Source organism: Clostridium sp. JNZ J1-5, assembly GCF_053901425.1.
In genome coordinates this window covers 1,940,687-1,963,230 of record NZ_CM132773.1, presented here as the reverse complement: position 1 = coordinate 1,963,230, position 22,544 = coordinate 1,940,687, and the positions used below count along the sequence as shown (strand labels likewise).

Annotated in this window: 20 protein-coding genes; 18 read left to right on the top strand and 2 right to left on the bottom strand. The window is 31.5% G+C overall.

Features of this window, described 5'->3' with window-relative positions:
- Window positions 1–558: 558 nt before the first annotated feature.
- From ACWW38_RS09570 to ACWW38_RS09495, 16 genes are all read left to right on the top strand, one after another.
- On the top strand, window positions 559–1,848 hold the full coding sequence (locus ACWW38_RS09570; protein ID WP_456257359.1) for a homoserine dehydrogenase: 1,290 nt from the start codon (window positions 559–561) through the stop codon (window positions 1,846–1,848).
- Between the two features lie 29 nt (window positions 1,849–1,877).
- Window positions 1,878–3,371 carry a threonine synthase gene (gene thrC / locus ACWW38_RS09565; RefSeq protein WP_456257358.1) on the top strand — a complete coding sequence of 498 codons (1,494 nt, stop codon included), beginning with the start codon at window positions 1,878–1,880 and terminating at the stop codon, window positions 3,369–3,371.
- Window positions 3,372–3,966: 595 nt separating this feature from the next.
- Window positions 3,967–4,827, top strand: coding sequence for a branched-chain amino acid ABC transporter permease (locus ACWW38_RS09560; protein ID WP_456257357.1), 861 nt, complete (start codon window positions 3,967–3,969; stop codon window positions 4,825–4,827).
- A 4-nt stretch (window positions 4,828–4,831) separates the two neighbouring features.
- Window positions 4,832–5,830, top strand: coding sequence for a branched-chain amino acid ABC transporter permease (locus tag ACWW38_RS09555; protein WP_456257356.1), 999 nt, complete (start codon window positions 4,832–4,834; stop codon window positions 5,828–5,830).
- 1 nt (window position 5,831) lies between these two features.
- Entirely contained in the window at window positions 5,832–6,605 is a 774-nt protein-coding gene (locus tag ACWW38_RS09550; protein WP_456257355.1) for an ABC transporter ATP-binding protein, read from the top strand.
- Complete coding sequence (locus ACWW38_RS09545; RefSeq protein WP_456257354.1) at window positions 6,605–7,306, top strand: ABC transporter ATP-binding protein; 702 nt, start codon at window positions 6,605–6,607, stop codon at window positions 7,304–7,306. The genes ACWW38_RS09550 and ACWW38_RS09545 overlap by 1 nt, the downstream gene beginning before the upstream one ends.
- Before the next feature lie 53 nt (window positions 7,307–7,359).
- Window positions 7,360–8,580: an ABC transporter substrate-binding protein gene (locus ACWW38_RS09540; RefSeq protein WP_456257353.1), complete on the top strand. Its 1,221-nt coding sequence runs from the start codon at window positions 7,360–7,362 to the stop codon at window positions 8,578–8,580.
- A 57-nt stretch (window positions 8,581–8,637) separates the two neighbouring features.
- Window positions 8,638–9,459: an alpha/beta fold hydrolase gene (locus ACWW38_RS09535; RefSeq protein ID WP_456257352.1), complete on the top strand. Its 822-nt coding sequence runs from the start codon at window positions 8,638–8,640 to the stop codon at window positions 9,457–9,459.
- Between the two features lie 165 nt (window positions 9,460–9,624).
- On the top strand, window positions 9,625–11,022 hold the full coding sequence (locus ACWW38_RS09530; protein WP_456257351.1) for a sigma-54 interaction domain-containing protein: 1,398 nt from the start codon (window positions 9,625–9,627) through the stop codon (window positions 11,020–11,022).
- 154 nt (window positions 11,023–11,176) lie between these two features.
- Complete coding sequence (locus tag ACWW38_RS09525) at window positions 11,177–12,211, top strand: 3-oxoacyl-ACP synthase (RefSeq protein WP_456257350.1); 1,035 nt, start codon at window positions 11,177–11,179, stop codon at window positions 12,209–12,211.
- A 53-nt stretch (window positions 12,212–12,264) separates the two neighbouring features.
- On the top strand, window positions 12,265–13,572 hold the full coding sequence (locus ACWW38_RS09520) for an acetyl-CoA hydrolase/transferase family protein (RefSeq protein ID WP_456257349.1): 1,308 nt from the start codon (window positions 12,265–12,267) through the stop codon (window positions 13,570–13,572).
- Window positions 13,573–13,620: 48 nt separating this feature from the next.
- On the top strand, window positions 13,621–14,043 hold the full coding sequence (locus ACWW38_RS09515; RefSeq protein WP_456257348.1) for a MaoC family dehydratase: 423 nt from the start codon (window positions 13,621–13,623) through the stop codon (window positions 14,041–14,043).
- A 554-nt stretch (window positions 14,044–14,597) separates the two neighbouring features.
- A complete protein-coding gene (atoD, locus tag ACWW38_RS09510; protein WP_456257347.1) occupies window positions 14,598–15,251 on the top strand; it encodes an acetate CoA-transferase subunit alpha in 654 nt (217 codons plus the stop codon).
- Between the two features lies 1 nt (window position 15,252).
- Window positions 15,253–15,912: a 3-oxoacid CoA-transferase subunit B gene (locus tag ACWW38_RS09505; RefSeq protein ID WP_456257346.1), complete on the top strand. Its 660-nt coding sequence runs from the start codon at window positions 15,253–15,255 to the stop codon at window positions 15,910–15,912.
- A 233-nt stretch (window positions 15,913–16,145) separates the two neighbouring features.
- Window positions 16,146–17,498: a TIGR00366 family protein gene (locus ACWW38_RS09500; RefSeq protein ID WP_456257345.1), complete on the top strand. Its 1,353-nt coding sequence runs from the start codon at window positions 16,146–16,148 to the stop codon at window positions 17,496–17,498.
- Between the two features lie 356 nt (window positions 17,499–17,854).
- The gene (locus ACWW38_RS09495) at window positions 17,855–19,207 is read left to right on the top strand and encodes a TIGR00366 family protein (protein WP_456257344.1); all 1,353 of its coding nucleotides are present in this window, start codon (window positions 17,855–17,857) and stop codon (window positions 19,205–19,207) included.
- A gap of 265 nt (window positions 19,208–19,472) precedes the next feature.
- Here ACWW38_RS09495 and ACWW38_RS09490 read toward each other — a convergent pair whose 3' ends face one another.
- Window positions 19,473–19,868: a CoA-binding protein gene (locus ACWW38_RS09490; RefSeq protein ID WP_456257343.1), complete on the bottom strand. Its 396-nt coding sequence runs from the start codon at window positions 19,866–19,868 to the stop codon at window positions 19,473–19,475.
- Window positions 19,869–20,011: 143 nt separating this feature from the next.
- Between ACWW38_RS09490 and ACWW38_RS09485 the strand changes: the two genes are divergently transcribed.
- On the top strand, window positions 20,012–20,998 hold the full coding sequence (locus ACWW38_RS09485; protein WP_456257342.1) for a biotin--[acetyl-CoA-carboxylase] ligase: 987 nt from the start codon (window positions 20,012–20,014) through the stop codon (window positions 20,996–20,998).
- Window positions 20,999–21,029: 31 nt separating this feature from the next.
- On the opposite strand, the gene ACWW38_RS09480 is transcribed toward ACWW38_RS09485, so the two are convergent.
- Window positions 21,030–21,596 (bottom strand): biotin transporter BioY, encoded by a 567-nt coding sequence (locus ACWW38_RS09480; RefSeq protein WP_456257341.1) that lies wholly within the window; start codon window positions 21,594–21,596, stop codon window positions 21,030–21,032.
- Between the two features lie 314 nt (window positions 21,597–21,910).
- On the opposite strand from ACWW38_RS09480, the gene ACWW38_RS09475 reads away from it, so the two are divergent.
- Window positions 21,911–22,540 carry an NfeD family protein gene (locus ACWW38_RS09475; RefSeq protein WP_456257340.1) on the top strand — a complete coding sequence of 210 codons (630 nt, stop codon included), beginning with the start codon at window positions 21,911–21,913 and terminating at the stop codon, window positions 22,538–22,540.
- The last annotated feature ends 4 nt before the right edge of the window (window positions 22,541–22,544 follow it).

Below are 22,544 nucleotides of genomic sequence, written 5' to 3'. Positions count from 1 at the left end.
CCTAATATAGAATATTCAAGTTTACTAATTAACTTTTCCTCACCTCCTTTCAGTGGTAGTTAAATCATTAAAAATATGATAGATTTAGTAAATTGTATAAGTAAATTATTGTTATGGTAAAAAGTTCTGAATGACTTTTAGAAAATGAGTAATAATTACTTATGATAAGTCTTTTAAGAAAAATAAAATTAATATGAGATACGATTTTTTTACTTATTTTACTTTATTATACTTTATTGTAATTATAATATCAATATTAATTCTATATAAGTTTTAACATAGTGGTGTGATAAAATTTATTGAGACATATAAGTGAAAAACATGGTAAGTTTCCTAGGAAATAAAAAGTCAAATATTATTATAATAAGTAAGCTAATTTTTCTAATATTTTAAATAAATCGAAAAATTCATTATAAGTACTTTATTATTTACTAAAATATAAGTATAATAATAGTTTATATAGGGTATATGGTTTCCATGTAATATACAATGATGAAGTATTCCTATATTATAAATTTTAAGTTCATTGGGGCAAAAATATTTAAGGGGGTATTCAAGATGAACAAAGTAAATATTGCACTATTAGGATTAGGAAATGTAGGAAGAGGAGTTTGGGAAATATTAGACACTAACAAGGAAGAAATAAAAGAACGTTCAGGATATGATATTCAAGTTTCAAAGATACTTGTTAGAGATATTAATAAACCTAGGGGGGTTGAAATTCCAAAGGGTGTAATGACTACAAATCCAGAGGAAATATTTAATGATAATAGCATAAAACTAGTTATAGAAGTTATGGGGGGAACTGATCCTGCAAAGGATTATATGATAAGAGCAATGAAAAGCAAGAAGCATGTGGTAACTGCAAATAAGCTTGCCATTGCAACTTCTGGGGCGGAACTTGTAAATACTGCTAAAGAGGAAGGCGTAAGATTTTGCTATGAGGCCAGTGTTGCTGGTGGAATTCCAATAATAAATGGAATAAATGAAAGTTTAACTGCAAATAAAATAGAACAGATAGTAGGTATAATAAATGGAACAACAAACTATATACTTACAAAAATGTACTTAGATAATATGGATTTTAACACTGCATTAAAGGAAGCACAAGAAATGGGATATGCGGAAGCAGATCCAACATCAGATGTAGATGGATACGATGCAGTATATAAGCTTAGTATTTTAACTTATTTAGCTTTTGGAAAAATGATTAATGCAGATTTAGTTTATAGAGAAGGAATCAGGAATATTGAACCCATTGACATAGAATATGCAAAAGAATTTGGATATGTAATTAAATTATTAGCTATTGTTAAGGATGTGGACAATGTATTGGAATTAAGGGTCCATCCTACAATGATTCCAGAGAGACATCCTCTTGCTAATGTTAATGATTCTTTTAACGCAATCTTTATAAAAGGAAATGCGGTAGGTGACTTAATGATGTATGGCAGAGGTGCTGGAGATTTACCAACTGGAAGTGCAGTAGTTTCAGATGTTATATCAATTTTAAGAAATAGCGATGATTATATGTTCAAATTAAGTCAGAGCAAGAGTGGAAATCTTAAAAAGATAGGTAATATGGAAGAGACTAAATCAGAATATTATATAAGAATAACTGTAAAAGATGAACCAGGCGTTTTGGGTAAAATAACTACAATTTTAGGCTCAAATAGTGTAAGTTTACTATCTGTAATACAAAAAGGTAAAGGACAAGAACATGTTACTTTGGTTTTTGTTACACATAAAACTCTAGAAGGAAATTTAAATAAAGCAATTGATGAAATTAAAGCTTTAAACAGTGTTAAAAAGGTAGATAACATAATTAGAGTTGAAAAAATGAATTAGTATATACAGATAGTAAAGGAAGTGAAGTTATGAATAAAAATATTTATTATAAGAGTACAAGAGGTGGAGAAACAGGCATACTTGCATCTGAGGCTATTTTGAAAGGAATAGCCTCAGATGGAGGACTTTTTGTTCCAAATGAGATTCCTAAAATAGATGTTGAACTTAGTAAGCTAGCTAGTATGGATTATAAAGAACTGGCTTATTATATATTAAGTAAATTTTTATCGGACTTTACTGAAGAAGAGCTAAAATATTGCATAGAAAAAGCTTATGACAATAAATTTGATACAGAGGAGATAGCTCCAATATCTAAAGTAGGAAACTCCTTCTTTTTGGAGTTATATCATGGCCCTACATTAGCATTTAAAGACATGGCTTTATCTATATTGCCATATTTAATGACTACTTCAGCTAAAAAGCAAAATTTAGATAAAGAAATTGTAATACTTACTGCTACATCAGGAGATACTGGAAAAGCTGCATTAGAAGGTTTTACAGATGTATCAGGAACTAAGATAATTGTATTTTTCCCAGAAGATGGGGTTAGTGAAATACAAAAGAAACAGATGATTACTCATGAAGGAGATAATGTTTTTGTAGTAGGAATAGAAGGAAACTTTGATGATGCTCAAAGTGGAGTTAAGAAAATTTTCAGGGATAATGAATTTTTAAAACTTCTAGAAGAAAATAATTATATATTTTCTTCAGCAAACTCAATCAATATAGGAAGACTTGTTCCGCAAATAGTATATTATTTTTCGGCTTATCTAAAAATTTATGTAAAAGGTGAAATAGAAGAGGGAGAGAAGATTAATGTAGTAGTTCCTACTGGCAACTTTGGGAATATTCTAGCAGCATACTATGCAAAACAAATGGGGTTACCTATAAATAAGCTAGTATGTGCATCCAATGACAACAAAGTTCTATACGATTTTATTAATACAGGTATATATGATAGGCAAAGAAAATTTGTTACTACAATATCACCTTCTATGGATATATTAATATCTAGTAATTTAGAGAGACTACTGTATATCATAAGCGGAGAAGATTCTGATAAGATAAAAGAGCTAATGAATAGTTTGGACAAAGATGGTAGTTATGAAATAAATGAAACAATGAGAGAAAAGCTTAGAGATTTTTATGGAGGCTTTACATCTGATAATGATACTAAGAAATTTATAAAATATGTATATGAAAAGTATAACTATCTTATGGATACACATACTTCAGTTGCTTATAGTGTAAATAAAAAATATAGAGAAGTTTTTAATGATAATACTAAATCTATTATAGTATCTACTGCTAGTCCCTATAAGTTTACTTATTCTGTTATGAATTCTTTGGATAATAAATATATGGATAGTAATGATTTTGAATTAGTAAAAGAGATGAGCAGGCTTATTGATGAAAAGGAACCAAAAGCCATAAAAAATATAGAAAAACGAAGAATAGTTCATAAAACAATTTGTAAAGCAGATGAAATGAAACTGAAGGTTAGAGAATTTTTAGAAATATAGAATAATAAATTCAGAAATTAAGTTATGTAATTTTTGATACAGTGTTTAAAATTGATACAATTATAAATTAGTAATGTTACTTAAATTTTGTTATACAAGATTTAAGTAACTATTTTTTTTGTAATAAATTTAATCAAATGTAATAAAATTGAATAAAAAATATCAATTATCCAATTAATATTTGAAAAATTATTGAAGATTATGGCAAAAAGTACTATATTATATATATGTATTCTGAAAATTATAAATTTTTAAACAAAAGTCTTAAGATAACAGAAATAAAGTAAATTGGTGTTAACCATGTATATTAGCCTTAATTTATAAAATATAAAGATTATTTGTAAAATATAAATTAAAATTTGGCATGGTTCATGCTTAATTAATATTATGGGTTGGGTTAATTGTGTAAAAATTTAAACACAAGGTAATGCAAGATTTTTCTTATCAATGCTAACGATTTCAACATATTGGGGTGTTGAAGTGGTAGATGGAACTACTATTATTAATCAGAAGGATATAGGTTTGCTGTATCAAAACAAATTTACATTGTAGCATTATTTTACAATGTATCAAAAAACAAAACAGGAGGTAGGGTATGAGTCAATTAATTTTTAATGGAATTGTTACTGGAAGTCTTTACGCTCTTGCAGCTTTAGGACTTGTACTAATTTTTAAGACATCTGATATTGTTAACTTTGCTCAAGGTGAGATGGCTATGTTTTTTACTTTTATAGCTTTTACGTTATTAAGTCGTAGTATGCCATACTTTGTAGCATTTATTTTAACATTAATTTTTGCTGGAGTTATGGGGTTTATAATTCAAAGGACAATAATAAGGCCACTAGGAAGTGCTTTAATAAGTGCCATGATAGCAACATTAGGACTTATAATGATAGTAAACGGGCTTGCTGGAAATATATTTGGGTTTGATGTTACAGCATTTCCTAAAATGATTAATGCAGAAAATGTAAAAATCGGATCTGTAACAGTAGATTTAAATAGCTTAATAGTAATAATAATTACAATAGCTATTATGATGGTATTATTCTACTATTTCAAATACACAATGAGTGGACTTGCTCTTCGTGCAGCAGCTCAAGATCCAAAAGCTGCAAAATTGATGGGTATATCAGTAGAAAGAGTTATAACTTTAACTTGGATTATAAGTGCTATGTTAGCGGGAATTACAGGAATATTAGTAGCACCAACAACTAATTTAAGTGTAGGTATGATGGCTGATGTTCATTTAAAATCTTTCTGCGCGGCAGTACTTGGTGGGTTCAACTCTTTCATAGGACCTTTAGTAGGAGGTCTTGTATTAGGAGTATCCGAGAACTTATTTGGTAAGTTTGTTTCAATTTCTTGGAAATCAGTATTCACTTTTGCTTTAATAATAGTGATGCTTGTAATTAAACCAAATGGTTTAGTTGGAACTAAAGTTAGGAAGAAGGTGTGATGACATGATAAAAAGGCATTCTAAAAGTTTAATCTTCTTATTGATAGTTATTCTAATTCCTTTAGCGCTACAATTGACAGGGGTACCTATTCCTACTAGCAAGATGACATTAATACAAATTTCATGTATATATGCTATTGTAGCTATTGGATATAATATACTTCTTGGATTTGGTGGGCAAATTTCTCTTGGTCATGCATCTTTCATGGGTTTAGGAGCTTATATAACAGGAAGACTTATGGTGTCTTACCATATGAATTTTATAATAGCTATTATAATAGCTGCGCTAATAAATGCTATTCTTGGATTCTTATTAGGATTACCTGCATTAAGGCTTGAAGGTAACTACCTTGCAATAGCAACTTTAGGATTTGGCGTTGCTATGTTAAAGGTTTTCGAAGAATGGACAGCGTTTACAGGTGGACATTCAGGATTAGTTGGAATTCCTGCTGCAACTTTATTTGGATTTAAGTTTTCAACAAAGTTATCAAAATATTATTTAATTTTATTCTTTTTAGTAGCGGTTATAATAGCTGCACATAACTTATTAAAAACTAAACCAGGAAGAGCTCTAACTGCTATAAGAGACAGTGAAATTGCAGCAAGCTCAATGGGAGTAAATATAGCTAAGTATAAAACAATAGCGTTTATTGTAAGTGCAGTTTATGCAAGTATAGGTGGAAGTTTAATGGCTATAATAGATCGCCAAGTATTTGCTAATGTATTTGGAGTAAGTACATCCTTGAACCTTCTTGCGATGATAGTTATAGGTGGTATTGCATCTATACCAGGTTCAATAATAGGAGCATTCTTTATAACACTTATTCCAGAATATCTAAAAGCAATACCAGTTGTTAATGCTTCCTATATACTAACAGGTGTCCTTTTAATTCTTGCAGTTATGTTCTTCCCTTATGGTATTGTTCAAATTATTAACAAGGTTAAGTCCATGATAGTGGGAAAAGGGAAAAGTGAAAATATAGCTGGAAAGGAAGGTGCATAAAATGGCAGAAGCATTGTTATCAGTAAAAAACCTTTCAATTGCGTTTGGAGGACTCAAGGCTGTAGATGGTTTGACTTTTGAAATAGAAAGTGGTCAAATATACGGACTTATTGGACCAAATGGTGCAGGTAAGACTACAGTATTCAATATGATTAGTCAAATATATAAACCAGATACTGGTGATGTAATATTTGATGGAAAAGATTTGAAGAAATTAAATGTTCACGATATAATAGAAGCTGGAATAGCCAGAACATTCCAAAATGTTGAACTTTTTAAAGGAATGACAGTTTTAGACAATCTTTTGGTTGGTCAACATTATAAAACAAAGTATTCAACAATAGAGAGTATATTTTTAACTAGAAAGGTTAGACGAGAAGAAGAGAGAGTTAAAAAGAATGCTATTGAAATATTAGAATTCTTAGGAATCTCTCAATATGCTTATCATCCAGCAGGTATGCTCCCTTATGGAGTTCAAAAGCTTATAGAACTTGCCCGTGCATTGGTTGCAGAACCAAAACTTATAATATTAGATGAACCTGCAGCTGGTATGAATGACACAGAAACTAAAGAACTTTCAGACAGAATAAAAATGTTAAGAGATAAGTTTAACATAACTGTTTTAATGATAGAGCACGATATGGGATTAGTTATGAATGTATGTGATAAGCTTACAGTATTAAATTTTGGTAAGAAAATTTCGGAAGGTACTCCAAAAGAAGTTCAGAATGATCCTATTGTTGTAGAGGCATATTTAGGGGAGGGAGTAGAATAATGCTAAAAATAAACAATCTTCAAGTTAGCTATGGTGCTATAAAGGCAGTTAAAGGTATAGACTTAGAAGTTAAAGAAGGCACTATAGTAAGTATATTAGGCGCAAATGGAGCAGGAAAAACATCTACCCTTCACGCTATATCTGGACTCGTATCAAAAGCAGGTGGTACTATACAGTTTCAAGGAAACGATATAACTGATTTACCAGCAGAAAAAATAGTTCCTCTTGGAATAATTCAGTGTCCAGAGGGAAGGAGGGTTTTTCCACAATTAACAGTTGAGGAAAATCTTAAAATAGGTTGTTACAGTAGAAAAGATAAAAATTTTAAAGATGACTATGATAGAGTATACAACCTTTTCCCAAGACTTAAAGAGAGAAGAAAGCAAATGGCTGGAACACTTAGTGGTGGAGAACAACAAATGCTTGCTATAGGAAGAGGTCTTATGGGAAGACCTAAGTTATTTATAATGGATGAGCCGTCCTTAGGACTTGCACCAATAATAGTTAAAGAAATATTTGCAACAGTACAGCAAATAAAAAAAGAAGGGGTTACAGTGCTCTTAGTTGAACAAAATGCATTTCAAACAATTAAAATATCAGATTATGTATATGTATTAGAAACAGGAAAGGTTACATTACATGGACCAGCAGAAGTAATTAGAAATGATGAAAACGTTAAAAAATCTTATTTAGGTGGTTAAAATAAATTTTCAAAATTTATTTAAATAAATACTTACTATAAGGGGGAGAAAAAATGAAAAAGAAATTATCTCTTTTGTTAACGACTGTTTTAGCTGTTTCCTTATTAGCTGGATGCGGCAACAAAGAAGCTGCAACAAATACTAAACCAGAAGATGGAAAAAAAGAAGTTAAGTTAGCACAAGGTGTTAGTGACACTGAAATTAAAGTTGGTACAATAATAGCTTCTTCAGGAAACTTTGCTATGGTTGGTCAACCAATGCTTAAAGGTATGCAAGCATACTTTAAAATGGTTAATGATGCAGGTGGAGTTAATGGCAAAAAAATCAATTTAATTGCTAAAGATGATGGTTTCCAACCAAACATGGCAGTTCAAAAAGCAGAAGAATTATTAGAAACAGATAAAGTATTTGCTATAGTTGGACAATTAGGAACTCCAGGATGTTTAGCAACAATTCCTAAGTTCCAAGAAGCAGGAATCCCTGCAGTATATCAAGGAACTGGAGCAGGTAAATTCTCAACATTAAAAGGAAATTACTTCCCAGTACAACCTAACTATATTTATGAAGGACACTTATTAGTATCTTATGCCTTAGAACAATTTAAGCCAGCTAAGATAGCTATCCTATATCAAGAAGATGATATGGGTAAAGATGAGTTATCAGGCGTTGAAGATCAACTAAAGAAACTAGGCAAAGAATCTTTACTAGTTGCAAAGGTTCCATTTGCACCAACAGACCTTGACTTTACATCACACATTCAAAAGGTTGCAGAACAAAAACCAGATGTTACAATAATAGCTGGTATGCAAGCAGCAACTCCTCTTATTTTAAAGCAAGCTAAAGCATCAGGGCTTAAAACTCAATTTATGACTTCATATGTTAATGCTGATCCAACAGTTATAAAGAATTCAGCTGGTGGAGCTACTGGTTTAGTAATGCCTGCATGGGTTAATATAGTTGATACTAAGGATGAGAAGGTTAAAGAATACTTTGACACTTATAAAAAATACAATCCAAATGATAATCCAAATGCATTTACAGCAGCAGGATGGGTTGCAGGGCAAGTATTTGTTGAAGGTTTAAAGAACACTAAAGGTGATTTAACTTGGGAAAACTTTATAAAAGGAATGGAGTCAATAAAAGACTTCAATGGACTTGCTAAAGGTGTAACTTATACACCAGAAAACAGAAATGGTGTACAAAAAATGTATTTCATGAAAGTTAAAGCTGATGGTGCTTTAGAAAAAGTTAGTGATTGGGTAGAAGCTAAATAGTTAAACTATCCTTAGAAAATAGAAGATTTTGTTAATTAATGATTGGAGTGAAAACCAATGCCTAAAATTGACGTAATGAATTACGAGATTAATTATGAAGTACATGGTAATGAAAATGGAGAACCATTAATATTTCTAAATGGAATAATGATGAGCACACTAAGCTGGGCTCCATTTATAAAAGCTTTTTCAGATTACAAAGCAATATTCATTGATTTCTTTGATCAAGGAGCATCAAGTAAAGCTGAGAAGCCTTATACGCAAGATTTGCATGTAGAAGTATTAAAAGAGCTCATAGAAAAACTTAATCTTGGTAAAGTGCACTTATTTGGAATTTCTTTCGGTGGAGAGGTTGCAATGAAGTTTGCACTAAAATATCAAGATATGATAGAGTCTCTTATATTATCCAATACAGTAAGTGAGACTAATCCATTGATGCATGATATAGAAGAGATGTGGGACTATGCAGCGAGTACCTACAATGGAAGTGTATTCTTCTACGCTACTATGCCATTTATATATTCAGCAAAGTTTTATAAGGAAAATATAGAATGGTTAAAAGAAAGAGCTGAATTATTTAAAGATGCATTTACACCTGAATGGTATGATGGATTTAGGAGAGCAATAAGAAGTGCTCATAACTTAAATATTACGGATGAAATTCATAAGATTACTGTTCCAACCTTAATAATGGGAGGGGATCTTGATATTCTGACACCGTTAGAAAATCAGGAGACTATACACAGAGAAATAAAGAATTCAAAAATGGTTATCATGAAAGATGCAGGTCATGGATCTATGTATGAAAAACCATATGAGTTCGCAACAAGTGTTTTAGGCTTCTTAAAAACTTACAATAAACCAATAATAATAAAGTAATTCAAATGGAATATCAAGCCATAAGTGATAAAAGGTATCTTATGGTTTGATATTTTTATTTGCCAAGATTTTATAAAGATGTAGATAATTATTTAAAGTGAATTTTGTATATTTTCTAAAAATTTGTTATAATAACAGAAGAAGATATAAGGGAGATGAAGAAGCTTGGCAAAGTTTTTTAAGTCAAAAGAATTTTATAATTTCTGTGATGCAGTTTTCGGTAAACTTCCAATTCCTATAGATGTAATTGAGAATGATGGTACATTAATTTACATAAATAAAGCTTTTGCTGACTTTCTAGATAAAAATAAAGAAAATATAATAGGAAAAAAAGTTGGTGACGTAGATAGAACATCTAGGTTTGTTGATACATTAGAATCAAAGCAGGCAGAAATTGCTTGGAGACATACTTTTGCAAATGGGAAGGATGCTATAGTGCATAGAATTCCCATATTGGATGATGATGGTTCTGTAAGTGGTGGATTTGGCATGGTTTTATTTGAAAATATTTCAGATATGCAAGAAGTCATGGATAGGTATAAAGTTTTAGACAAAGAATTAAGACTTTATAAAAATACTATTGCAAGGCTAAATTCAGCAAAATATAATTTAAATAGCATAATTGGAAGCTCTAATGCTATAGCTAACTGTAAAAATAAGGTAAAAAAGATTGCTAGAGTTAATCTAAATGTTCTAGTTTATGGAGAGAGTGGAGTAGGTAAAGAACTTTTTGCACATTCTATACATAATGAAAGCAGTAGAAATGATCAACCTTTTGTAAGCATAAATTGTTCTGCAATACCAGAAAATTTAATAGAAGCTGAATTATTTGGATATGAAGAAGGATCCTTTACCGGGGCAAAAAAGGGAGGACATATAGGAAAATTTCAACTAGCAAATGGAGGAACCATATTCTTGGATGAGATAGGTGAAATGCCTCTCCATATGCAGGCAAAACTATTAAGAGTTTTGCAGGAAAGAGAAGTACAACCTATAGGCTCTAAAACACCTATAAAAATTGATGTTAGAGTAGTTTGTGCAACACATAGAAATATTGAGGAAATGGTTGAAAAGGGAGAGTTTAGAGAAGACTTATATTATAGACTTAACGTTTTAACTTTAGAAATACCGCCTCTAAGGGATAGAAAAAAAGATATTCCAGATTTAGTAGACAAGTTTTTAAGTGAATTTTATAAAGAAACGGGAATATACAGGCGTATGCCGGAGAATTGCCTTAAAATATTAAATAATCATAATTGGCCAGGAAATGTAAGAGAACTAAGAAATGTTGTTGAAAAGGTATCTGTTAATGCTGAAAGCGTGGATATTACACCAGAAGACTTCCCTTCATATATGCTAAAGAAAACTGGTAAAGGAAGTAATATAATTGCCAATATGTCTGGGGATTCAGGTTTAAAAGAGATATTAGATTCTGTAGAAAAAGAAGTTATAGTTAGAACTTTAAAGGAATGTAATCACAATAAGAGTGAAGTTGCAAAAAAACTAAATATCCCAAGGGCTTCTTTATATAGAAAAATAGAAGAGTACGGACTAGAATTATAATTGTAACAAAAATATACAGTGTTTCAAATAAGTACAGGATTAGTAGATTACTATGTAGCTATTCATCCTGTACTTTGTGCTTTTTTGCATTTTAGACATGGCATGATAATTGCTTCTATTAAGTTTTGGTGAAAGTAATTCAGGAGGTGTTATCATGAGAAAACATGTAGGTATAGTGGGAACTGGCATTTATTTGCCAAAAGCAATAATGACATCAAAGGATATAGCAGATGCAACAAATGGGGTTTGGGCAGAGGATGCTGTTAAGAACAAATTAGGAGTTAATCAAAAGTATATTCCAAGCTCAGGGCTAGAAGATGGAACACAGGAAATGGGAGTTGCTGCAGCTCTTGACTGCTTAAAAAACACTGGTGTAGACCCAATGGAAATAGACGTAATCTTGTGTATAGGTGAGGAATGGAAGGAGTATCCATTAACAACTTCAGGAATTTACATTCAAGAAAAAATTGGTGCAAGAAAAGCTTGGGCAATCGATGTTCAACAAAGATGTTGCACATGTGTTGCTGCAATGAAAATAGCTAAAGATATGATGTTAGCTGATGATGAAATAAACACTGTTATGGTAGTTGGTGGATATAGAAATGGAGATTTTGTTGACTATACAGATAAAGATATGTCAATGATGTATAACTTAGGTGCAGGTGGTGGAGCTATACTACTTAAAAAGAATTATGGAAAGAATGAGCTTTTAGGAACTCACCTAATGTCAGATGGATCATTAGCAAGAGATGCTGGAGTTGAAATTGGAGGTATAGTAAATCCAATAACTCATGAAAACTTAGATGAAGCGTATAAATCATTGAGATTATTAGATGCTAAACATATGAAAGATGCATTAAATTTAGTATCTATGCCAAATTGGATGAATTGTATAGATAGATCATTAGAAAAGTCTGGTTTAACTAGAAGTGATATTGGATACCTTGCTGTTCTTCATTTTAAATATTCTCAACATAAAGGTATGTTAAAAGATTTAGGCTTAACAGAGGATCAATCAATTTATCTAAGCGATTATGGTCATATTGGACAAATAGATCAAATATTATCATTACATTTAGCACTTCAAGAAGGAAAAGTGAAAGACGGCACAGTTATATCCATGATAGCTGCTGGTATAGGATATGCATGGGCTGCAAACGTAACCAGATGGGGTGCAATTCAAGAATAATTAACTAAAGAAAGATAGTCCTAAAGTGAAAATAAGAAATTGGGGGATAGCAAATGAATTATAATGAGCAGTATAAAAACAAACTTATAACAGTTGATGAAGCTCTTTCAAAAGTTCAATCTAACACAGATATAGTTGTTGGACTTGCAGCTATAGAACCTTTTGACTTTTTATCAAGATTACATGAAATTGCGGATAGAGTTGAAAATGTAAGTATTTTGACTTGTCTTAACATGGGAAATTATGAATTCACATCTAATCCAGATATGAAGGGGCACTTTAGAAATACAACATGGTTCTATACTCCAACTACAAGAAGAGCTCATCCATATGGAACAGCAACATATATTCCAAATCATCTTCATTTATCTGCAAGAGATAGGTTGTCATATAAAAAGCCTAATATATTTATTGCAACTGCTACTCCAATGGATAAGCATGGATATTTTAACTTATCATTATCAGCTACTTATGAAAAATCAATGCTTGAAGAGGCTGATATAGTAATGCTTGAAGTAGATCCAAATTATCCAAGAACTTTTGGAGATACAAACGTTCACATTAGTCAAGTTGATTTTGTATATGAAACTGGAAGGCCAATTCCAATATTCCCATACGCGCCATCAAGTGATAAGGATAGAGCTATTGGAGAATATATTGCTGATCTTATTGAAGATGGCTCCACAATACAACTTGGCATAGGTGGAATACCAAATGCTGTTACAGGAGCTCTTATGAATAAGAAGGAATTAGGAGTTCATACTGAGCTATTTAATGATGGTATGGTAGATCTTATAGAAGCTGGTGTTATAACAAATAGCAGAAAAACATTACACAAAGGTGTTTCAATAGCTACAATGGCACTTGGCTCAGAGAAACTTTATGATTTTATAGATCAAAATCCGGGTGTTGCTATAATGAATGGATGTTATGTAAACGATCCATATGTTATTGGACAGAATTATAAACAAGTTTCTATTAATACAACTCTTGAAGTTGATTTAACTGGCCAATGTTGTTCAGAATCCCTTGGAGTAAGACAATTTAGCGGTACAGGAGGTCAAGCTGATACTGCTATAGGTGCTCAAAATAGTATTGGTGGAAAATCAATAATTGCCTTATATTCAACTACAGTTAATAAGAAAACTGGAGAACAAATAAGTAAAATTGTTACAACACTAGCACCAGGTGCTGCAGTTTCTCTTCAGAGAAATGATGTTGATTATGTAGTAACAGAATATGGTGTTGCACGTTTAACTGGAAAGTCAATACTAGAAAGAGTTGATGAACTAATTTCAATTGCCCATCCTGACTTTAGAGAAGATCTAAGAAAAGAAGCAAACAAATTAATGCTTTGGTAGTTATATATTTATGAATATACAGTTTTAAATGGGAGAGGAGAATTTAACATGATAGGAAAAACTATTGATCAAATTCAAGTAGGAGATAAAGCATCTTTTACTAAGACTATGTCAGAGACTGATGTATATTTATTTGCAGGTATTTCAGGAGATTTAAATCCTGCACATGTTAATCAAGTAGACTCTGAGAAGACAATGTTTAAAGGAAGAATATGCCATGGAATGTTAGTTTCAAGTTTGATTTCTACAGTTCTTGGAATGTACCTTCCAGGACCAGGAACAATATACATGGGACAAGAATTGAGATTCGTAGCTCCAGTAAGAATGGGAGATACTGTTACTGCAGAAGCAGAAGTTATTGAAAGAAATGCAGAAAAGAACAGATTAGTTCTTAAAACAACTGTAACTAATCAAGATGGAAAAGTTGTTATAGAAGGTCAAGCAAAAGTTATGCCTCCTAGAGCTAAATAATAGCCAAGATATAAAATAAAAAAGTTTTAAACCGAAGCATGATTTAAAACTTTTTTATTTGTTAAAAATTTATTATCAGATAATGTAATCTTATATAGTAAATTACCTTAAAAGTATAATAATACTATATTAAGTGGTAAATATCGTTAAAAACAACAGATTAAATTGTATTATAAAACAAGAAAGGTGTTTTATTTTGTAGAAAAACATATTTTTTTAGAAAAAAACATTTATGTGAGGTACGATGAACACTAATAAAAAATAGATTTCTACGTATTTACTATTAAAAAATCTGAGTTATAATAGACATGGGGGTAAATTTACCTAGATATAAAATTAATGTAATATAATATAAATTATGTAATACAATTATATAAAAAAAGGCTTTAAAAAAATTATTTAGGCATTTTTTATTTACTGAAATTCGCCGAATAAAAGTTTAAAGTAATCCGTTCCACAAAACAAACATTGTTAAAATTTTAACGTAAAAGTATAAGTAAACGATTGCAATATGCAATTGTAAATATTCATAAAACCTTAAAGGAGGAGAGAAAATGAATAAGTTAATTACTTTAGAAGAAGCTATTTCAAAAGTAAAAGACGGCATGACTGTAATGGTAGGAGGATTTCTTGCTACAGGAAGTCCATGCAGCATTATCGATCTATTAGCGGAAAGAGGCGTAAAAGATTTAACAATTATTTGCAATGATACATCTTATGTAGATAGAGGAGTAGGAAAGCTTGTTGTAAATAAACAAGTAAAAAAAGTAATTGCTAGTCATATTGGAACTAATGCAGAGACTGGAAGACAAATGAACGCTGGAGAAATGGAAGTGGAGTTAGTTCCACAAGGAACATTAGCAGAAAGAATAAGATGTGGTGGAGCTGGATTAGGTGGTTTCTTAACTCCAACAGGACTAGGTACTATAGTTGAAGATGGAAAAGATAGGTTAACTGTTGATGGACAGCAATATCTTTTAGAAAAACCACTAAAAGCTGATATTGCAATAATATTTGGATCAAAGGTTGATAAGAAAGGAAACGTTTACTATAACATGTCAACTAGAAACTTTAATCCTTTAATGGCAACTGCTGCAGATTTAGTTATAGCTGAAGCAGAAGAACTTGTGGAAGTTGGAGAGATAAATCCTAATGATGTAATGACTCCAGGAATATTTATAGATTACATTGTAAAGGAGGACAAGTAATATGGATAAGAAGGCTGTAAAAGAGTTAATTGCAAAAAGAGTTGCAAAAGAACTTAAAGATGGAGATGTAGTAAACCTTGGAATAGGACTTCCTACAATGGTTGCCAATTATATACCAGAAGGGATGGATGTTACACTACAATCAGAAAATGGATTTGTAGGGCTTGGATCTGCTCCAGAAACAGGTAAAGAAGATAAAGATCTTGTAAATGCTGGTGGTGGTTATGTAACTGTAAAACCAGGTGCTGCTTTCTTTGATAGTTCTATGTCATTTACAATAATAAGAGGTGGTCATGTTGATATGACTGTACTTGGAGCATTACAAGTAGATGAAAAAGGAAATCTTGCAAACTGGATGATTCCAGGTAAAATGGTTCCAGGCATGGGAGGAGCTATGGACTTAGTAGTTGGAGCTAAAAAAGTTATAGTTGCTATGGAGCATACTGCTAAAGGCAGCCACAAGATATTAAAAGAGTGTAAACTTCCATTAACAGCTGCTGGACAAGTTAATCTAATAATCACTGAAATGGGTGTTATAGAAGTTACACCAAAAGGATTGGTATTAAAAGAAATTGGACCAGAGGTAACTGTTGAGGATGTTAAAGCTGCTACAGAAGCAGAGTTAATTATTGCGGAAGATTTAAAACAAATGGAAGTTTAATAAAGAGGATTCTTGGCTTCAGGTGGAGTTTTTTCCTCCGACTGAAGGTTAGAAGCCCTTATCTAGGGACGTAGCAGCCGTTATCTCCCACTTTAGAAGTGGGAGTGTTACGGATGGTAGTCATCAGATAAATCCTTAAAGTTAAAAATCTAAACTTGATAAAGAATTAGTAATATAGTTCTTTATCAAGTTTAGCATAAATAAAAATCAAAAGTATAAGGAGTGTGAAGCAAATGTTTAAAAAATTAACTAGAGCTTGTGTAAATCTTGTACAAAAGTACCTGCCAGATGCATTTATTTTTGCAGTTTTCTTAACATTTTTAACGTTTATTTTAGGAATCATTGTTACTAAACAAACTCCATTAGCAATGGTAGTTCACTGGAGTAATGGCTTATGGAGCTTGCTTGCATTCTCGATGCAAATGGCTTTAGTACTGGTTACAGGTAGTGCATTAGCTCATGCCCCATCTTTTAAAAGAGGGCTAAAAAGATTAGCTAGTATACCTAAAACACCAGCTCAAGCAATTATGTTTGTTACCCTAATTTCTACTATAGCTTGCTGGTTAAACTGGGGATTTGGACTTATAATAGGAGCTATTTTTGCAAAGGAACTTGCAAGAGAAATTAAGGGTGTAGACTATAGATTACTTATAGCTTCTGCATACTCTGGATTTATGGTATGGCACGCAGGACTTTCAGGTTCTATTCCACTAACAGTAGCAGGTGGTGGAGAAGCTGTAAAGAAAGCTACAGCAGGTGTTATTACTGCACCTATACCAACTAGCCAAACACTATTCTCAACATACAACATAGTAGCAGTATTAATTTTATTAGTTACACTTCCATTGCTTAATAAAGCTATGATGCCAAGTAAAGAAGAAACAGTTGTTGTTGATCCAAAGATGTTAATTGAAGAACCAGAACCAGAAGTGATACCTAGGGATAAAATGACACCAGCTGATAAGTTAGAAAACAGCCGTTTAATTTCTCTACTTGTAGCAGCTATGGGCTTCACTTATATATTCTATTACTTTGGTACTAAAGGCTTCAATCTAACACTAGACATAGTTAATGCTATATTCCTATTCTTAGGATTAATACTTCATGGAACTCCAAAAAGATTTATTGCAGCTATTACAGATGCAGCTAAGGGAGCAGCAGGAATTATACTTCAATTCCCATTCTATGCAGGTATAATGGGTATGATGGTAGGAGCAAATGCTGCAGGAGCTTCTCTTGCTGGAGAAATTGCAAGTGTATTCGTTGCTATTTCAACTCCAAGAACTTTCCCATTATTTACATTCTTAGCTGGTGGTATTATTAACTTCTTCGTACCATCAGGTGGTGGACAATGGGCAGTACAAGCTCCTATAATGATGCCTGCAGCAGCACAACTTGGAGTTGATCCAGCAAAAGTTGCAATGGGTATTGCATGGGGAGATGCATGGACAAATATGATACAACCATTCTGGGCATTACCAGCATTAGCAATAGCAGGACTTAGTGCTAAGGATATTATGGGGTATTGTTTAATAGACTTAATATACGCCGGAATTATAATATGTGGAGCGTTTTACTTCCTATAAAAATAGGATTAAGAGGATGAAACTTAGGTTTCATCCTTTTTTAGCGTTAAAAACAGATAGGTTTAAAATATCTAATTTTGCAAAGCGAAAAAGCTAAGGCTTACTTAAGAATGAAATGGATATGAAAATTTATTCTTAAACAGAAATTGCATCATATAAACGGAATAACTTTCATATATATAGATATAAGTACAAAATATTACATGAAATTATAATGTAATATTTTATGCAACAACTTCTAGGTATAGGAGATGAATTGATATGGTTAAACTAATTATTTTTGATGGATAAAGATTTAATTACAGTTATGAAAACGATTTCTATTGAACTATAAAAAGGAGAGGAAGTGCAAATGTATGTTTAAAAAGTTGACAAGAGCTTGTGTAAATCTCGTACAAAAATATTTACCAGATGCATTTATATTTGCTATATTCCTAACGTTTTTAACATTTATTTTAGGACTTATAGTTACTAAACAAACTCCACTTGCAATGGTAGTTCATTGGAGTAATGGCTTATGGAGCTTGCTTGCATTCTCAATGCAAATGGCTTTAGTGTTAGTTACAGGTAGTGCATTAGCTCATGCCCCATCTTTTAAAAGAGGATTAAGAAAACTAGCTAGTATACCTAAAACACCAGCTCAAGCAATTATATTTGTTACTTTAGTTTCTACTGTAGCTTGTTGGTTAAACTGGGGATTTGGACTTATAATAGGAGCTATTTTTGCAAAAGAACTTGCAAAAGAAGTCAAAGGTGTAGATTATAGATTACTTATAGCTTCTGCATATTCAGGATTCCTAGTATGGCATGCAGGACTTTCAGGCTCTATACCACTTACAATAGCAGGTGGTGGAGAAGCTGTAAAGAAAGCTACAGCAGGTGTTATTACTGCGCCTATACCAACTAGCCAGACAATATTTTCTGTATACAATTTAGTGGCTGTAATAGTTTTACTTGTTACTCTTCCTTTAATAAATAAGGCTATGATGCCTAGAAAGGAAGAAACAGTTGTTATAGATCCAAAGCTTTTAGTTGAAGAGCCAGAGCCAGAAGAAATGCCAAGAGAAAAAATGACACCAGCTGACAAATTAGAAAATAGCCGTTTAATTTCTTTACTTGTAGCGGTTATGGGCTTTACTTATATATTCTATTATTTTGCTACTAAAGGCTTTAACCTAACTCTAGACGTAGTTAATGGTATATTCCTATTCTTAGGATTAATACTTCATGGAACTCCAAAACGCTTTATTGCAGCTATTACAGATGCAGCTAAAGGAGCAGCAGGAATTATACTTCAATTCCCATTCTATGCAGGTATAATGGGTATGATGGTAGGAGCAAATGCATCAGGGGCTTCTCTTGCAGGGGGAATTGCAAATGTGTTTGTAGCTATATCAACTCCAAGAACTTTTCCACTATTCACATTCTTAAGTGCTGGTATTATTAACTTCTTTGTACCATCAGGAGGAGGACAATGGGCAGTACAAGCTCCTATAATGATGCCTGCAGCAGCTCAAATTGGAGTAGATCCAGGAAAGGTTGCAATGGGTATTGCATGGGGAGATGCATGGACAAACATGATACAACCATTCTGGGCAATACCAGCTTTAGCAATAGCAGGACTTAGCGCTAAGGATATTATGGGGTATTGCTTAATAGACTTACTTTATGCAGGAATTATAGTATCGGCGGCATTTTTCTTCTTGTAAATAGGCTATGCTTTAAGAGATTGCTGATTTCGTATAATATCGAAAATAATTCTAAATTTAGTATAACAATTGTAGCTAAACTTTCATTAACTCGCATAGCTCAGACAAATGAAAGTTCTTAACGCCACAATAGTTATACTAAATAAGAATTATAATTTCTTATTATAATGAACTCAACAATCTTTAAAACAGCCTTAACATACTATATGAAACTCCTCCTCTTTCCATCAGAGGAGTAAGCGATTCACAGATTTGGGATGCCTGCTTACGCATGATAAATTTTTATGTTGCGATAAATTGATAATAATACAAGAGCGCAGCCTTCTATAGCTGCTATTCCGTTTTCTTTGCAGAAGTCTAATATTTCTTGGCTCTCAGCACCAGGCTGAATTAATACTTTATCTATACCAAGTTCTTTGGCTTCTTTTATAACATCAATTCCAAGAGTAGGATTAATGCACAAATCTATAACATCAATTTTATAAGGAACTTCTTTTAAAGATTTGTAAGCTTCACCACTAGTATCTTTAGAATAAACTCCTTTTACCTCAAAATCACCCAGTTCAAGGGATTTTAATATTTTATAAGGATATTTATTAGGATCTGAAATTTTTCCAACTACTACCCAGTTTTTATAATCAAGTAGTTCTTTTAGTTCCATAAGTTTTCCTCCTTTTAAATTTACTTTTTATATACCCCAGGGGGTATGTGTAAATTAATTATATTATATATTATCTGTATATTAAAGTAAAATATTATTTAAAAATGTTATAATATAAGTAATATAAAAGGGAGGAAAGTTAAGTGAAAGAAGAGATAATAAAATTATTAAAGGAAAATAAGAATAACTTTATATCAGGTGAAAAAATCAGCGAAAGCATAGGGATTACTCGTGCAGCTGTTTGGAAATATATTAAAGCAATTAAAGAGGAAGGATATGAGATAGAATCAGTATCTAGAAAAGGGTATAAGTTAACTTCCTCTCCAGATTTACTTACTTTTGAAGAAATAAGTCCTAACTTAAAAACTAGATTTATAGGAAGAAATTTTGTGCATTTAGATACTATAGATTCTACAAATAATGAAGCTAAAAAACTAGCAATTGACGGAAGTCCAGAAGGTACACTAGTTATAAGTGAAGAACAAACTATGGGAAGAGGAAGACTTGGACGTAATTGGATATCTCCAAAACATAAAGGCATATGGATGTCATTGATACTAAGACCAGAAATAAATCCTATACAGGTATCTAAGATAACTCAAGTGGCAGCTGCAGCTGTTTGCATGGCATTAATAGAGATGGGTATAAGAACACTTATAAAATGGCCTAATGACATAGTTTTGAATGATAAAAAGGTCTGTGGAATTTTAACAGAAATGAGCGGCGAATTAAATAGAGTAAATTATGTTATAGTGGGAATAGGTATAAACGCTAATATAGATAAAGATGAGTTTCCAGAAGATTTAAAACCTATAGCCTCATCACTTAAGATTGAGATAGGAAATTATATAAAAAGAAAAGAATTAGTTCGTAGAATACTAAACAACTTCGAAGAATTGTATGAAGAACTTATAAATGAAGAAACTATAAAAAAATCTATAGAAATTTGTAAAGATAATTCTGCATTAATAGGTAAGAAAATAAAAATAATAGAAAAAGGAAAAGAAACTAGGGCAAGGGCATTAAGTCTAAATGAAGATGGAAAATTAATAGTTCAATATAAAGACGGAAAAGTTGATGAGTTAATATCAGGAGAGATTTCTGTAAGAGGATTATATGGATATGTATAAAGGAGCACAAGATGTGCTCCTTTAAGTTTTATTATAATCTATTATATTTTAGTATGTCATATTTTATTAAAGGGATTACTTTAGTTCCAATTAAAGCAGTTATAATACATTTGAGTAAGTCACCAGGAAGAAATATTAGAAAACCACTTTTGGCAGCGCTAGAAAATGTTATATTAGCATTAGCTACATGTTTTAATATTATATATAGATAAGGTACTCCTATAATATAAATAACTACCACGCCTAAAAAGGATGCTAGGAATAGTTTTAAGAAGTTAATATCTCTAATAGATTCTGAAATTTTACCTATAACATAAGCACCAACTATAAATCCAATTAAGTACCCGAAAGTAGGTTCAAATATATAAGAAAGACCACCTGGTTTTGTAAATACAGGAACACCTGCAAGTCCAAGAAGCACATAAATAATTTGTGATAATGCTCCAAGTCTCGAACCCAGCATTACTCCAGCAAGAGCAGTGAATAAAAATTGCAGCGTAATGGGTGCAGGACTTAGAGGAATTTTAATAAATGCACCAACAGCAGTTAAAGCTGTAAAGAAGGAAACTAAAATCATATCTTTTGTTCTAACTTTCATAAAGAATCAACCCCTATTTATATTGTAAACTTAAATTTTAAATATAGTTTACAATAATAAACCTTAGGATGTCAATAGGTTAAAAAAATAATTAATATTATTGTTAACTAAAATAATAAATTAGATTTACTTAAAAATAAGTACTTTGTAGGCATTATTGTGTATTAAATATAATAAAATTAAATATAATAGAGGAATTATATGGAATGTATAGAAATAAATATAATATGTTGCAATATACTATATTTAACCTTATTGCAATTAAATAACCTATATTATACTTGATTTAAATTTTCAAGGTGGGAGGTGAATAGGTGTCTGGATGGTGGAATAGTATTTCAAGTTTTGAAAAGTTTTTTTGGGTATTGGCAATACCATTTTCAGCTTTGTTTATAATTCAAATGTTTTTATTGATAATAGGTATAGAAGGTTCAGTTGATGACTTTGAAATACAAAGCGATATAGATTTAAATACAAGTACAGATATAGATGATTATGATAATTCAAATTTAGAACCAAATGCACCATTGAAATTAGTTACCCTAAGAAATATAATTATATTTTTTACAATCTTCTCATGGACTGGAATTATGGGGTCCAGGAATGATTATAGTAAAATATTTACTGTATTATTAGGAGTAGTTTTAGGAAGTTTAGTGATACTTATATTGAGTATTGTATATAAATTTATAATAAGATTAACTGAAAGTGGAAACATGAATTTAAAATACTCAATAGGGGCAACTGGGCAAGTGTATCTAACTATTCTTGAAAACGGAAAGAGAGGGGGCAAGGTTCAAGTTACCTTCCAAAGCTCTCTTAGAGAATTAGATGCAATTACTTATGGAGATAGAATACCTACTGGAGTAAAGATAATAGTAATTGGAGTTGAGGATAATTATCTAGTAGTTAAGTCTTTAGAAGAAAAAAATAAGGGGGAGTAATAAT